The organism is Shewanella sp. 10N.286.48.B5, from assembly GCF_002874355.2.
Taxonomy (GTDB): Bacteria; Pseudomonadota; Gammaproteobacteria; order Enterobacterales; family Shewanellaceae; genus Shewanella.
On record NZ_MCVG02000003.1, the window covers coordinates 231161 to 246085 of the forward strand.

At 44.0% G+C, this 14925-nt stretch carries 16 protein-coding genes; 7 read left to right on the plus strand and 9 right to left on the minus strand.

The window, feature by feature from the left end; translation table 11 throughout:
• The first annotated feature begins 26 nt into the window (after positions 1–26).
• The 3 genes from hslO to BCU57_RS17970 all read left to right on the plus strand — a co-directional run bounded on the left by hslO (position 27) and on the right by BCU57_RS17970 (position 4794).
• Positions 27–887 carry an Hsp33 family molecular chaperone HslO gene (gene hslO / locus BCU57_RS17960; RefSeq protein WP_076541343.1) on the plus strand — a complete coding sequence of 287 codons (861 nt, stop codon included), beginning with the start codon at positions 27–29 and terminating at the stop codon, positions 885–887.
• A 299-nt stretch (positions 888–1186) separates the two neighbouring features.
• A complete protein-coding gene (locus tag BCU57_RS17965) occupies positions 1187–2728 on the plus strand; it encodes a phosphoenolpyruvate carboxykinase (protein ID WP_102436017.1) in 1542 nt (513 codons plus the stop codon).
• A 197-nt stretch (positions 2729–2925) separates the two neighbouring features.
• Positions 2926–4794 carry a M14 family metallopeptidase gene (locus tag BCU57_RS17970; protein ID WP_102436015.1) on the plus strand — a complete coding sequence of 623 codons (1869 nt, stop codon included), beginning with the start codon at positions 2926–2928 and terminating at the stop codon, positions 4792–4794.
• Between the two features lie 71 nt (positions 4795–4865).
• On the opposite strand, the gene BCU57_RS17975 is transcribed toward BCU57_RS17970, so the two are convergent.
• The gene (locus BCU57_RS17975; RefSeq protein WP_102436013.1) at positions 4866–5222 is read right to left on the minus strand and encodes a GIY-YIG nuclease family protein; all 357 of its coding nucleotides are present in this window, start codon (positions 5220–5222) and stop codon (positions 4866–4868) included.
• Positions 5223–5359: 137 nt separating this feature from the next.
• On the opposite strand from BCU57_RS17975, the gene glp reads away from it, so the two are divergent.
• The 3 genes from glp to BCU57_RS17990 all read left to right on the plus strand — a co-directional run bounded on the left by glp (position 5360) and on the right by BCU57_RS17990 (position 7832).
• The gene (gene glp, locus BCU57_RS17980) at positions 5360–6613 is read left to right on the plus strand and encodes a gephyrin-like molybdotransferase Glp (protein WP_102436011.1); all 1254 of its coding nucleotides are present in this window, start codon (positions 5360–5362) and stop codon (positions 6611–6613) included.
• Positions 6614–6651: 38 nt separating this feature from the next.
• Positions 6652–7422 carry a molybdopterin-synthase adenylyltransferase MoeB gene (gene moeB, locus BCU57_RS17985; RefSeq protein WP_102436009.1) on the plus strand — a complete coding sequence of 257 codons (771 nt, stop codon included), beginning with the start codon at positions 6652–6654 and terminating at the stop codon, positions 7420–7422.
• A 77-nt stretch (positions 7423–7499) separates the two neighbouring features.
• Complete coding sequence (locus tag BCU57_RS17990; RefSeq protein WP_102436007.1) at positions 7500–7832, plus strand: DUF333 domain-containing protein; 333 nt, start codon at positions 7500–7502, stop codon at positions 7830–7832.
• Positions 7833–7903: 71 nt separating this feature from the next.
• Here the strand turns inward: BCU57_RS17990 and BCU57_RS17995 are convergent, their stop codons facing one another.
• Complete coding sequence (locus tag BCU57_RS17995; protein WP_102436005.1) at positions 7904–8125, minus strand: DUF2986 domain-containing protein; 222 nt, start codon at positions 8123–8125, stop codon at positions 7904–7906.
• Between the two features lie 139 nt (positions 8126–8264).
• Positions 8265–8432 (minus strand): YqaE/Pmp3 family membrane protein, encoded by a 168-nt coding sequence (locus tag BCU57_RS18000; RefSeq protein ID WP_076541354.1) that lies wholly within the window; start codon positions 8430–8432, stop codon positions 8265–8267.
• A 138-nt stretch (positions 8433–8570) separates the two neighbouring features.
• On the opposite strand from BCU57_RS18000, the gene BCU57_RS18005 reads away from it, so the two are divergent.
• Positions 8571–9767, plus strand: coding sequence for a GGDEF domain-containing protein (locus BCU57_RS18005; RefSeq protein ID WP_102436003.1), 1197 nt, complete (start codon positions 8571–8573; stop codon positions 9765–9767).
• Between the two features lie 47 nt (positions 9768–9814).
• Here BCU57_RS18005 and BCU57_RS18010 read toward each other — a convergent pair whose 3' ends face one another.
• The 6 genes from BCU57_RS18010 to modB form a co-directional block, all read right to left on the minus strand.
• The gene (locus BCU57_RS18010) at positions 9815–10495 is read right to left on the minus strand and encodes a TIGR01621 family pseudouridine synthase (protein WP_102436001.1); all 681 of its coding nucleotides are present in this window, start codon (positions 10493–10495) and stop codon (positions 9815–9817) included.
• A 60-nt stretch (positions 10496–10555) separates the two neighbouring features.
• Entirely contained in the window at positions 10556–11761 is a 1206-nt protein-coding gene (locus tag BCU57_RS18015; RefSeq protein ID WP_413201618.1) for a sensor histidine kinase, read from the minus strand.
• Positions 11762–11861: 100 nt separating this feature from the next.
• The gene (locus BCU57_RS18020; RefSeq protein WP_102435997.1) at positions 11862–12539 is read right to left on the minus strand and encodes a response regulator transcription factor; all 678 of its coding nucleotides are present in this window, start codon (positions 12537–12539) and stop codon (positions 11862–11864) included.
• Positions 12540–12550: 11 nt separating this feature from the next.
• On the minus strand, positions 12551–13075 hold the full coding sequence (locus tag BCU57_RS18025) for a hypothetical protein (RefSeq protein ID WP_102435995.1): 525 nt from the start codon (positions 13073–13075) through the stop codon (positions 12551–12553).
• 82 nt (positions 13076–13157) lie between these two features.
• Positions 13158–14264, minus strand: coding sequence for an ABC transporter ATP-binding protein (locus tag BCU57_RS18030; RefSeq protein WP_102435993.1), 1107 nt, complete (start codon positions 14262–14264; stop codon positions 13158–13160).
• Entirely contained in the window at positions 14245–14925 is a 681-nt protein-coding gene (gene modB, locus BCU57_RS18035; protein WP_102435991.1) for a molybdate ABC transporter permease subunit, read from the minus strand. Before modB ends, BCU57_RS18030 begins: the two co-directional genes overlap by 20 nt.

The following is a 14925-nucleotide window of genomic DNA, read 5'->3' on the forward strand; positions in this document are numbered from 1 at the left end:
AAGGGCACAACAAATTGAGAGACCACATGAGCAAAGATCTATTACATCGCTACTTATTCGATAATGCCGAAGTCCGTGGTGAAATGGTACAACTGGAAAACAGCTACCAAGAAATTTTAGCCGCCCATGATTACCCTGTTGCATTACAGCACATCATCGGCCAATTAATGGCGGCAACGTCATTGTTGACAGCCACCATTAAATTTACTGGCGACATCAGTGTGCAATTGCAAGGTGATGGCCCAGTATCTTTAGCAGTTATCAATGGCAGCAACTTACAGGCCTTACGCGGCATAGCCCGCTGGAAAGGTGAGTTAGCAGATGACGCTTCACTGGCGGAGCTGTTTGGCCAAGGTATTATGGTGATTACCCTAACCCCTGATGAAGGTGAACGCTACCAAGGTATTGTGTCTCTTGAGCATGCTGATTTAGCCGCCTGTTTAGAAGAATACTTCAATCAATCTGAGCAGCTACCCACAGTGATCCGTTTATTTGCTGACGGTAAACAAGCTGCCGGTATGTTGTTACAGGTATTACCGACTGAAAACAAAGAAAACGAAGAGTTCGAACACTTATCTGCGCTGACTCATACTATCAAGTCAGAAGAGCTATTTGGCTTAACCGCAGAAGAAGTGTTACATCGTTTATACCATCAAGAAGAAGTGCGCTTATTTGATCCTATCGATGTCACCTTTAAGTGCAGTTGCTCTAAAGAGCGTAGCGCTAAAGCGCTGGCTACCTTAGAGCAAGCAGAAGTTGAAGCCATACTCGCTGAAGAGGGTAAAATTGAAATGGACTGTGAATATTGTCCTGCAGTTTACAACTTTGACAGTATCGATATTGCGGCAATCTTTGCTGGTAACATGAGTGCAGACAAGCAGCAATAACTGTTACCTCCTCAAGTAAACTTTCAAAAAAAGCGCCTAAGGCGCTTTTTTTATCGCTAAAAATCCCCCTTTCAACTTAAAAAATGCCACTAATTACAAAAAAGTTACCAAACTGTTACTCCCCCGTGCCGTTATTGCGTTATTATTAAATTGCATAGGGATCGCTAATTTAGTGTTCAACCGAACCTTAATTCAGCCGCACCTAAGCCAAACTTAAGCAAGCTAACGTAAGTCATCCTAAACAAAAAAATCGGCGCCATAGACCGATAAACGACCTACTTATGACGGAGAACCACTCGATGACAGATGAAACCAACAGCGTACACCTTAACCTTACTAGCGCTGAGTTAATTGAACTTGCTTTACAACGTAATGAAGGGACATTAACCGCCAATGGCGCACTGGTAGCAAAAACCGGCGCAAGAACAGGTCGCTCTCCCAACGACCGCTTTATTGTTCAAGAAGCCAACACCCAAGATGAAATCGACTGGGGCTCAGTCAACAAAGGTATCGCTGCCGATACCTTTGATGCACTTTGGGGCCGTGTTGAAGCCTACCTTGCTGATAAAGAGCTTTTTGTTTCTGAACTTGAAGTTGGTGCCTCTGATGAGCACTACCTTCCGGTTCGTGTTACTACAGAATATGCTTGGCATCAGGTATTCGCCCGTAATCTATTTATCACCCCAGAAAGCTTTAACCGTGGCGATAAAGCAGTATGGCAAATTATCAATGCACCTGATTTTGTTTGCGATCCTGCCCGTGACGGCACCCACTCCGATGCCGTAGTGATGATTAACTTTGCCGCCAAAAAGGTACTGCTAGCAGGCCTTAAATACGCCGGCGAAATGAAAAAGTCGATGTTCTCGGTGCAAAACTTCTTATTGCCAGCAAAAGGGGTATTGCCAATGCATTGCTCCGCTAACGTGGGCGCTAAAGGTGACACTACTTTATTTTTTGGCTTATCAGGCACAGGGAAAACCACCCTTTCAGCCGATCCTAAGCGCTTTTTAATTGGCGATGATGAACATGGCTGGGCACCGGGCGGGGTATTTAATATTGAAGGCGGCTGCTACGCTAAATGTATCGACTTAAGTCAAAAAAATGAGCCGGTTATTTGGGATGCGATTCGCTTTGGCACCGTACTTGAAAACGTGGTGTTAGATGACTCTCGCACTCCTGATTACACAGATACTAGCTTGACTGAAAACAGCCGTGCTGCTTATCCGTTAGAGCATATTGGCCAGCGTGTTGAAGAAAATCGTGGCGCTGAGCCTAACTCGGTGGTGTTTTTAACCTGTGACGTATCTGGGGTATTACCGCCAGTGTCTGTGTTAAGCAAAGAGCAAGCGGCTTATCACTTCTTGTCAGGTTATACCGCCAAAGTCGGCTCAACTGAAATGGGCTCGACCGCAGCCATTCAATCGACCTTCTCAACATGCTTTGGCGCACCATTCTTCCCACGTCCAGCAGGGGTTTATGCTGAACTATTGATGAAGCGCATTGAATCATTTGGCAGCCAAGTTTACTTGGTTAATACTGGCTGGACTGGTGGACCTCACGGTGTTGGTAAGCGTTTTGACATCCCTACGACCCGCGCGATTGTCGATGCCATTGTCAGCGGCGAGCTTAAAGACGTTGAAACCGTGCATATTGATAAACTTAACCTTAAGGTGCCTGTCGCGGTATCAGGGGTTGAAACTGCATTATTGAACCCAGTAAACACTTGGGCAGATAAAGCTGAATATGCCAAATTTGCTCAGCAACTCGCCGAAGAGTTCACCGCAAACTTTGCTAAGTATGACGTGTCTGATGAGATTAAAAATGCTGGCCCTAATAGCTAGTGTTGAGCCGATGACATATTAACTTGTCATCACGGCGCTACCAAGTTGAAGCCTAATCAAAAAGCCGCAAATCCCCAGTTGCGGCTTTTTTAATGGCGTAATTTACTTTCCTTTAATCAGTATCAATCTGCTATTGCCTCCATAGAGAATTAATTTAAGATGACACAATAAACTTTGGATATATCATAGGGATATCTATGCGCCGCGCCATCATTGCCACTCTAGTGATTAATTCATTCTTGCTGCTCAATAGCAATGCATTCGCCACTGAAAACCTTAGTAAGCATTCAGAAAAAATAATAACTGCCAGCCCTAGCGTTAATAACACCTTTGTAAACGACCCGATTTTACCGCCAATTGCCAGCTGGCAAGGCGCCAGTAAAGCATTAATTCAATCAAAAAATGCACCATGGGCGACCCCTTTTGAGCAAAACGGTTTAATTAGCAGCCCTAATTACAATGATACCCAGCAATGGCTCACCAAGCTGGTCGACAGCAGTGATTTACTGCAACAAGTCTCCATCGGTAAAAGCCCCCAAGGCCGTGATATTTGGATGCTGGTCGCATCGGAAGAAGGGGCTGCCACGGCTAAAGAGCTTAGCGGCAATAATAAGCCCACAGTCCTGGTACAGGCGGGAATCCATTCTGGCGAGATTGATGGCAAAGATGCCGGCATGATGTTGCTACGTGACATTAGCCATGGCGACAAAAAAGCCTTACTGGATAAGGTAAATCTGTTGTTTGTGCCCATTTTAAGTGTCGATGGTCATGAGCGCAGTGATGAGTTTAATCGGGTTAATCAGCGAGGGCCAGTTAATATGGGCTGGCGCACCAACGCCAGAAACCTTAATTTAAACCGTGATTACGCCAAGTTAGATACCCTTGAATTACAGCATATGATCCGTGCCATCAATTTGTGGCAACCCGACTTGTACATTGATGTCCATGTGACTGACGGCATCGACTACCAATACGATGTCACCTTTGGTTACAACGTCAAACAAGGCTATAGCCCAGCAAGTTTTGATTGGCTAGAAAACTATTATCGCCCTGAAGTTGAAGCGGCGCTGACCAAGCAAGGTCATGTCCCTGGCGGGTTAGTGTTTGCCATTGATAATACCGATATGTCTAAAGGGCTGTCTTACTGGAATCCAAGCCCACGCTTTTCAAATGGTTACGGTGATGCGCGCCATTTACCGACCATTTTAATTGAAAACCACAGCTTAAAACCCTTTAAACAACGGGTGCTTGGTACCTACGTGATGCTTGAGCAAACCCTTAAAACGGTTGCCGAGCATGGCACTAAATTAACAGCGGCAATTTATGAAGATAAGTACCGCACCCCGCAGCAGCTTGCGTTAACTTGGCAAAGCGTCAAACAACCCCAAGGTTGGGATTTTAAAGGCATTGACTACAGCGTTGAGCAAAGTGACATTAGTGGCACAAATGTGGTCAGATGGAATGGCCAGCCAAAGCTATACCCTAACTTACCGCTAATGGGTAACACTGAAGCCGATATCATCACTCAACGGCCTAAATTCTATTATGTTCCCGCCCAGTGGCAGCAAGTGATTGAGCGCTTAGCCATACATGGCGTAAGAATGACTCGCTTAGAAAAGCCTAAAACCATCAAGGCGGCGCAATACCAATTTAGTCAGCCTGAATTTAACGCAGTAGATTATGAGGGGCGTCAACGGGTTAAAGCTAGCAGCACTAAAGTTAAAATAACAACCACTTTACCAGCTGGTACTATTCAAATTGCCACTAACCAACCTCTGGGTGATTTAGCCATTTTGCTGCTGGAACCTCAATCTGCAGATTCGTTTTTTCAATGGGGATTTTTCAATAGCATCTTTACCCGTACTGAATACATTGAAGACTATGCCGTCGAGCCATTAGCGGCCAAAATGCTGGCTGAAGACGATAATTTGAAACTAGAATTTGAAAAAGCCTTAGAGGATGAAGCCTTTGCTGCAGATCCGAAAGCCAGACTGCGCTGGTTTTATCAACGTAGCCCCTATTACGATGAGCAATACTTGAAGTATCCAGTACTGAGATCTCACTAACTCAAATTCTAAAACTAACGATAACCAGCTGCAGCAGCAAACATTGCCACTTAATACGCCATAAGCGCCTGTTAAGTGGCTTTAGCTTGCGCGTTTTCATAACTCGCAATCATGGCTAACTTTTGCTTACGCGTTAACTTCTTTACCGCTATTTCCCGCTTCAATGCACGACTTCTATCAGGCTGTGACTCTTGATATACCAGTGTGAGTGGCCCTTTTCCTTTTAAGAATTTAGCCGCTTTAACGCCACCAGCTTGATGCTCAGCAAAACGGCGACTAACATCTGTGGTAACCCCAGTGTACAAGTGACCGTTATGGCATTTGACCATATATAAAAACCAAGCAGATGCCACGATTGCTGGCTTTTTCGATGTGGTCATTAAACTATTATTGCAGTCACTGGCAGTTTGTTGGTTTTGGGTCGGCATCGATATAAAAAACCTTCGGTCTGATCATAGTTATCTGCTGCCAGCATGGCATAATGCAGAATCAAACATAAATCTTATCATCTTAGCACTCGCTAAGTGCAATCAGTATATGGCAATAGCCATGTGAGGAAGCAACGATGTCAAAGCAACCAGATGCCTGCGCACAACCCGATTTAATGCCGCCACAGGAGGCTATCGAAGCGTTATTAGCGCAAGTTAATGCCACCCAAGACAATGAAATGGTCAGCTTAAATGATGCAGTTGGGCGAGTATTATCTGAGAATTTAGCTTCTTGTATTGATTTGCCTCCCTTTGATAATTCATCAATGGATGGCTTTGCTTTTCGTTTTGAAGATTTAAACCTCAGCGCAGCATCGACTGAACTGACCCTTATCGGCACCTCATTTGCGGGTCACCCTTTTAAAGGGACGCCCCAAGCCAATACTTGTATCAGGATAATGACCGGCGCGCCGGTACCCGCTGGTTATGACACAGTGCAGATGCAAGAAAAAACTACCACCAATGCTGACATCATTAGTATTGAAGCGCCCAAAGCGAAAGGCGCTAACGTGCGCTACCGCGGCGAAGAGTTGCTTGCTGGCACCAATGTGCTAAAAAGCGGTATTCAAATTCGCGCCGCAGAGATGGGCGTACTGGCCACTATCGGTATTAGCCAAATCAGAGTAAAACGTAAGCTTAAAGTCGCCTTTTTCTCAACGGGTGACGAATTAAGACCTGTTGGTAGCGATCTCGCCCCTGGGCAAATTTATGACTCTAATCGCTACTCAATTAAAGGCTTATTAACCCAAGCAAACGTGGAATGGATTGACCTAGGTGTCATCGAAGATGACAAAGAAGCTATTCGAGGTGCATTCAGAGAAGCAGCAGAGCAAGCTGATATCGTGCTCACCTCTGGCGGGGTTTCAGTGGGTGATGCGGATTACACCAAACAAATTTTGTCTGAAGAAGGTGAAATCACCTTTTGGCGCTTGGCCATTAAACCGGGTAAACCGTTTGCCTTTGGTAAATTAGGTAAAGCGGTATTCTGCGGTTTACCGGGTAACCCTGTGTCATCAATGGTGACGTTCTACAAGCTTGTTTGGCCTATTATCAACAAAATGCAGGGCTTAACCCCTAAAGCACCTGTCATCGTAACAGCGACACTTTCAAGCCCTATCCGTAAACAGCCGGGCCGCGCCGAATACCAGCGTGGGGTGCTTAGCCGTGATGACAATGGCGAGTTAGTTGTTTCCACCACTGGCGGTCAAGGCTCTGGCATGTTGACCTCAATGAGCCTAGCGAATTGCTTTATTAACTTAGCGCAATTTCAAGGCGATGTTGCAGCGGGTAGCACAGTCGAAGTTGAACCCTTTAACAGCGTACTTTGCTAAGGATTAATAATGACCGACAGCAAGGGGCTAGCAGCTTAATGAGCAATGACATGTTAACTGACGATATTCTTACCGATAATGAAATGCTGCGTTATAGCCGCCAAATATCCATTAAAGCCATGGATATCGAAGGCCAAGAGAAACTTAAACAAGCCAAAGTCTTAGTCATAGGCGCTGGCGGTTTAGGCTGCACTGTAACCCAATATCTGGCAGTGGCAGGTGTGGGTGAAATGACCATAGTGGATTTTGATACCGTGGAGTTATCAAATTTGCAGCGCCAAGTACTGCATCATGATGAAAATATCGGCCAAGCAAAAGTTGATTCTGCGAAGCAAACATTACAGCAACTCAATCCACTTATTTGCATCAATACCATTAATCAGTTTCTGGATGAAGCTGCCATTGAGCAGTTAGTATCAACACATATGCTGGTGCTGGATTGCACTGATAATGTATTAGTTCGCGAGCAACTTAACCGCAGCTGCTTTAAGCATAAAGTCAGCTTTATTTCAGCGGCAGCTATTCGTATGGAAGGCACGGTGACGGTATTTGATTATCAGTCGCAGTCGCCTTGCTATCAATGCTACAGCAGTCTGTTTGGTGAGCAGCAGCTAACCTGTGTTGAATCAGGAATATTAGCTCCTGTCGTGGGTTTAGTGGGTTGTATTCAAGCCACTGAAGCCATTAAGGCCATTAGCGGTATGGGCCAAGGGCTTAATGGCCGCATTCTAATGATTGATGCCATGACGATGGAGTTTCGAGAAATGAAACTACCGAAGCAAATTCACTGCCCCGTTTGTGGGCAATAGAAGTAATTCACCTAACAAGGCAAACTTGTCTATAGTTGAAGAAGAGATAAAACGGCTTTATAAACAGGAACTCTGTTATGTCAGCTCTTCTTCAACAACTGCATCTAAGCATTCAACAACTGCGCCAGATAACTGGATTTACACCAAGCTCGTCTCAAGAATTTTACTGCCACTTAAGGCCAATGCAAACACTGTGCTTAGGCTGTAGCGTTACGCTTCTCTCGGCCTGCTCAGGTGACGATATAACCCCGTTACACCAAACTAATCCTGCTGCCGATTACTGCCTTAAGCTAGACGGCAGTTTAGCGACCATAGCTCACATCAATGGCGATATCTTACTGTGCACTTTACCCGACGGTGAAGTAGTGGAGTCTTGGGAATTATTTAGACGCGACCATCAAAAATCGTAGTGGCACTGAACGCTAAGCACAATTGAATTGGCTAGCGCCTAAAATTATAAGTATCAGCGTGATAAAACGGATTAGCTTGTAGTGGTAGCCGTTACCAAGTCACTTTGTAAAACTGCACTATCAGGTTTCACCGCTGCAACTTCAGTGACTGCAACCTCAGTGACTGCAGCTTCATCAAGTTTAATTCTATCGGCTTTAGCAATGTAGGCCGGTTTGTTACTGCCAGCTTTTTTAGCATTGGCTTTTTTGGCTTTCGCTTTCAGGGTTGAGTTGATTTTTTTACGACGATTCATTGCATACTCTCGTTACTGTTACGCCGAAAAAATTCAATATTTTTACTGCAGATATTCAAATGGAGGGCGATTTTACAATTGAACGGTTAAAAATACCAATTTTGAATCATCAAAATTGGTATTTAGATTTTAAGATTAATTAATCTTGTATCACCACCCAAATCGCATGTAGTACACCTGGAAGGAAGAATAATAAGCATAAAATGATGTTGATCAGTAAGTCTTTACCGACCCCTTTTTTCAAGAAAACCGCCACCGGTGGTAATAAAATTGCCAGTATAATCAGAAGAATTTTGTTTGCGTCCATAAGTTTCAGTGTCCTTTTTATCAACAGTAAAAGCTAACTAGTGTAAAATAATAACCAATTGTGAAAGTCGCTAAATATCATTATGATTATTTTACCTACAATTTCATATTGAAATATTTATAAATTTTTGAAGGCTTAATGATAGAAAATAGTAGTAGCTTAGTGTTAATTCAAGTTATTTGCGTGCTTTGTATTGCAGCAACTGTCGCTTGGATCATCATGGTCGTACCAATGAAGGTCGCGCCCAGTGCCAGCTCACGCTTTGCATTGGCTAATTTTTCTATCCTTGTCGGCATGCAGCTTTACATTCAGCGCACAGATGAACCCAGCTACTTACATTGGCTAGTCGCTGATATGTTCATCCTGATTGGCTTTTGTTTATTACGCTGGGGCGCACAACGGCTGTATCACCTGACCTCTAGCCATCGCAATGATTTAATGCTGCTGTTTATCACTGGCGGGTTAATGCTATTGGCTAAACCACAAGCCTCTAGCTCTGCGTACTTGATGATTATTTTATCCTTTAGTGCCGCCACACTATTTTTTATGCTCGCCAAAGATCACTATGTCGCGTTGAAAGCTAACTTTACTGCTTTTGCAACTTATTGGTTAGTCATCCCCATTGTTGCTATTGGATTCATGTTTTTTATCAGAGCGTTCATTTTGATGCTCTATCCAGAAAAAGTAGCCAATTACGCCGCCTTTAATGCCAAAGAATCTATCCCTATTTTATGGACCTATATCGCACTTATTTTGATCGTGAATATTCTTATTATTGGTAACACTATCAATCGCCTAGTCGTAAAGATTAGAACTCTCGCCAACAAGGATGCCCTCACCGGATTATGGAACCGTAATGCCCTGCAACATAAACTCAATACTGAACATCAACGCTGGTTAAGGGATAAGGTTAGCTTCAGTGTGATGGTGATTGATTTAGATCGCTTTAAAGATATAAACGATAATTATGGTCATGTGGCTGGTGATGAAGTGCTTAAAGCGGTGGCGCAACAATTGAGCTCAGCGACCCGAAAATTAGACTATTTATGCCGCTTTGGCGGCGAAGAGTTTGTGCTGATCTTACCCTTAACCGATGAAGATAACGTGCTACAAGTGGCAAGCAAACTGCAGCATAAATTAGCTCAAATTCAACTGGACTGGCACGGTAACACCATATCCATTGAAGCCAGTATCGGCTGTGTCACCATGAAAGAAGGCGTCGATGCCGAAGCGTTATTAGGACTGGCCGACAAAGCCATGTATCAAGCAAAAAACAGTGGTCGTAATTGTGTTAAATCAGCCAACCTAATGCGCTTACAAAGCGATTCAATTTAACCGCTAACAAATCCATTTTACTGCAAGCGTGATGACTCTGAGCACGTTTACTTTACTGGCGCAGGCCATGGTAAATCATTGGGACTTTGCCATTCATTTGCTAGCTGCTGAGTGACTGCTGCCAGTTTGAATTGCTCACCTAAATGGGGCCATTGAATAAATTGGTACTGCGTAGCTTTATATTCAAACTGCAGCGCCATTGCATGCAGGTAGCATCTATCTGATGCCTCTCCGCCATAAAGGCTATCCCCTAAAATCGGTACCGCTAGACTGGCTAACGCGACCCGTAATTGATGGGTTTTACCACTCAGTGGTTTTAGTAAATACAACCGAGTCCCAGCGGCAATTGAATGGGAAAAAAACTGCGTGATCGCCGGGTTATCAGTTGAGCGTAATAGCTTATACATACTGCGACGTGACTTAGCCATATCGCCAATCACCCAACCTTGTTTCTTTTTCGGTTTACCTTTAGCAATGGCCAAATAATATTTTTGGATCTTATGAGCGCTAAACATCTCGGTGAATATAGCAGCCGCGGCTGAAGATTTTGCCAAAATCAATAAGCCTGAAGTTGGCGTATCTAAGCGGTGTACCGCATATAATTTAATCCCTAAATCAGCCTCAACTTGAGCCACTACGCCGGCTTTACCATCTTGACTGTGAAAATGAACCCCTGCAGATTTATTAATGATAATAAAGTCGGGATGTTGCTCAACTAGCTGATACATAAATGGGCTTCTATTAAAGAATAACTGATGCGAAATAACATCGAATACTGAAAGTGAATATTAGAAATGAATATCGGCAATCAAACCAGGGTTATTATCTACCAATTCAATACTGGCACGGTGGCGAGATAAAATCGCTTTTACCATCGACAAGCCTAAGCCTGTGCCTTGATGGTGACGACTAGGATCTAAACGCACTAAACGCTCAAACACTCGTTCTTTGTCTTGCGCATTTATCCCTGGGCCATTATCAATAATTTGGATCCGCCGACCTTGTTGCACAATGCTAATTTCGGCATCTTCAGGCGCGTACTTAATGGCATTATCCACTAGGTTAAATAATGCTTGGAATAGCAGGTATTTATCCCCTGAAATAGTGACATCATTTTCAATCACTAAATTAAGGGTTTGCTGTTTAGACTCAGCTACCACTTCTGCCATTTCATATAAATCTTGGCAAAGCTGCTGCAAGCTAACGGGTTGCATATCAAGGGTCTGCTGGCCTTCTTCAATGCGCGTTAGTGACAACATGGCATCGAAGGTTGCTAAGCAATGATCTAGCTCTTCTAGCAGCATTGCGGTGAGCTCAGGTACCTGCTCGGCCGGTTTTTGCGGTAACTGCTCGATACCTATGCGCAAATGCGAAAGCGGCGTACGTAAGTCATGGGCGATATTATCGGTCACCCCGCGTACTGACATTAAGTTGTGCTCTAAGGTATCTAATACCCGATTAAACTGTCCTGCGAGCATATCAAATTCATCTTGATTATGACTGACAGGAAAACGGGTATCGTATTGTCCTTGCTCAATTTTCTGACTCAATAGATTGTATTGGACTAAGCGCCGTAAGATGGCTTTAGAGAAAATAAAACCAACGGCTAAGGTCATTGCTAATGTCAGCGCCACCATCCAAAAGGCCGCATTAACAAATTTATCAATCAATGCAGCTAAGTTATCAGTACGGGTGGCGATAAGCACGGGACCGTAATTGGTTAACACCAATCCTCCGGTCAAAATATGCAGTTTATCTGGTCCGCCAGTGAGAATGGGGAAATCGCGGGTTTCAGGCAATAATGGCATGTTGTCAGGTACAAAACTTAAGGCACCAACCATGTCGACATTATTACGCCAAGCAATTAACGCGGTTTTGGGATCAGCCGCGCGAATTTGCGCCGCAAAACTACGACGGTCCACAGTGAGGGCTAATTGCTTGTAGCGCTGCATTTCAGTCGCGAGATGCTGCTCAACTTGGCTTTCTTGTTCCATGACTAGCTGCCGGTATAAACCCGATACCAGCAGTACAATTAACAAGGTCACCAAAGTAGAAAATATTAGCGTGATCCGCCAAGCACTACTTTGGTAGGGTTTAATTCCCTTTACAGAGGCGATAACCAGCCCCTCGAACGGTTTCGATAATTTCTGGGTGACCTAACTCTTCAAACTTACGGCGTAGCTTAGCGATATGTACATCAATCACATTGGTGCGGGGGTCAAAATGGTAATCCCACACAGCTTCAAACAATAGCGTACGGCTAATGACTTTGTTGGGATGCTCCATTAAGTATTTGAGTAACTGAAATTCTTTAGGTTGCAGCATGAGTTCATGGTCATCTAAGGTCACTTTGCGCGTGAGTAGCTCCATTTTCAAATTACCCACTTCAAGATCGGTACTATTTGTAGCTGGCGCATTGCGTTGAATTAACTTTTCAGCTCGCACTTGCAACTCTGCAAACGCAAAGGGCTTAGTCATATAATCATCGCCACCGGCACGCAGGCCTTTTACACGCTCATCCACATGGCTTAGCGCTGACAAGATTAATACTGGAGTATCATTACCATTTTTACGTAATGCCGTTAGCAGTGTTAACCCATCAATTTGGGGTAGCATTCGATCTAGAATAATAATATCGAAATCATTATTTTTGGCTTTATACAGGCCATCATGGCCGTTGGTTGCCGTATCTACTTGATATTCTTGAGCCGTAAAACCCTCTGCAACATACTGTAATGTTGTTGCGTCATCTTCAACGATTAATACTCGCATAGTGCTGTTCCTTAGTCCCACTGCAGTAGGGGTAATGGACGTAAATTCTCAATATCAAAAGCAATGGTATGCTTATTATTTACATTAAGTAGTTTTAACTCTAAATAACTAATGGTCAAATCGTGTTCGAGTTCTGCTTCAATTAAATAGCCAGATTTATTTTTTGTCGCTAACTTCACCAAATCTGAAAAGCTCATGTTATGTTCAATAAGTACTTTAGCGGCCTTAATCTGGTCTAAATCATCTGAGGCAAATTGACTTAACTTTTTACTCTTCAAACTGCCATCTTGGGCGTCAAATTCAAATGCTATGAGTTCGTTAGTATCTAAGTTGATGAGTTCTATTTCATAAATTAATTGATCGTTTTCAATATCCATATCAAAAGCTGAAACCAAACCATCGTGCTCCATTTCAACTTGCTGGATCACCACAATTGGTTCAACGTACTCACCTTGAGATAACAAAGTATGCATACTAGGCGTTGCCATCACCATTGAAGGAAATACCACAAGCAATGATAGAACAATACGGAACATGAGAGCCTCAAAAGACATTGATAATTGTGCTACTTTACCTAAGCCGATTAAAAGACCCAAGCTTTGTAAGATTAATAATTGATCATGATTCTAGAATATGAACTTGTTCTGACTTCAATGCTATTGTGGTGGCTAAACCTTGTTGTAAGTTAAGTTTATTGGCTAAATGCGTTGGCACATCCATATTAAACGCCTCATCACTCCCTGCCATACACGCTTTTATGCGCACCGATTCCCCCATCACCAGCATAGAATCAATCATGATATCGAGTTTATTGATACTGCGGCAAAGGCGTCCGCTGGTAATAGCACTGAAACGAATGCCTTGGTTAGGAATAACCCAGCGTACGGTTTGTCCCACTTCGCAATCTGGGGCGCTATCGCTAGCAATAATCTGGTCGCCCATTTTAAGCCAAGTAATATTGGCGTTTGCATCTCGGCCCGACACTTGAGCAGTAAAAATATTCCGCAAGCCCATTTGCCTTGCCACGATTTCATTGCGAGGATGATAGAGCACTTCAAAGGGCTTACCCTGCTGGAGCATTTTGCCTTGGCTGATTAAAATCATTTTATCGGCCAGTAATAAAGCCTCATTCATATCATGGGTGACCATAATCACTGGAATTGATAACTGCGATTTTAGCCGTGCTAACTCAATATATAATCTTTCACGGGTTTCTCTATCCACTGCCGAAAAGGGTTCATCGAGCAATAATACTGCCGGCTCTCTGGCAAGCGCTCTGGCTAAGGCGACGCGTTGGCGCTGGCCCCCTGAAAGCTGAGCCGGTAAGCGTGCGGGTAAGCCATGTAAATTCACTCGCTCTAACCAATCTAACGCCCGGGCTTTACGCTCATGCTTTGCAATATGATCGAGCCCAGAAATGACATTTTCCAGTGCCGTTAAGTGCGGAAATAAACCAAAGTGCTGTGGCACATAGCCGATATGACGTTGCTGCGGCGATAAATTGATGCGCTTCTGATGACAAAACCAAGTTTTATCTCCACTTTGAATCGCTCCTTGTTGAGCTGAACCTAAGCCCGCAATCATTCGCAGCAAGGTGGTTTTACCACCACCTGAAGGGCCAACGACGGCTAATACTTCTCCCGCTTTACAACTAAAGTCAGCCTCTAACGGGATCGGTGCTTGTTGGGAAATATGGCAATGTAAATCAACGTTGCGGATTGGCATGCTCGCCTCCTAAACGCCTTGAAAGACTGGTGGTGATTGCCAAGACACTAACGGCAAAGACCAATAACACTAACGACATGGTACCAGCCGCTTCAAAATCAAAGGCCTGCACACTGTCGTAGATGGCAATAGATATGGTTTTGGTTTCACCGGCAATATTACCGCCTAACATTAGCACTACACCAAATTCACCCAGCACATGGGAAAAACACAGCACCACTGCGGTTAACACCCCAGGCCAAATCATCGGTAGCTCAATTTTGACAAAAATTCGCCACCAACTCATGCCACAACAGGCGGCGGCATCAGGAATATCGTGAGGGATAGTTTCAAATGCCCGCTGGATTGGCTGCACTGCAAAGGGAATATTGACTAAAATAGAGGCAATAACTAAACCGGAGAAGTTAAACACTAATTGCGCGCCAAAGAGTGACTCAACCCATTGGCCGATGAGGCTTTGACTGCCAAGGCCAACCAGTAAGTAATAGCCTATTACTGTGGGAGGCAGCACTAAGGGCACCATGATTAACGCTTCAACCCATGACTTCCCTTTGAACTGACGGTAAGCCAGTAGTCGACCAACTACAATGGCCAATGGCACTAAAATTAGCACAGTAACGCTACTCAGCTTGGCTGATAACCATAACGATTGCCAATCCAT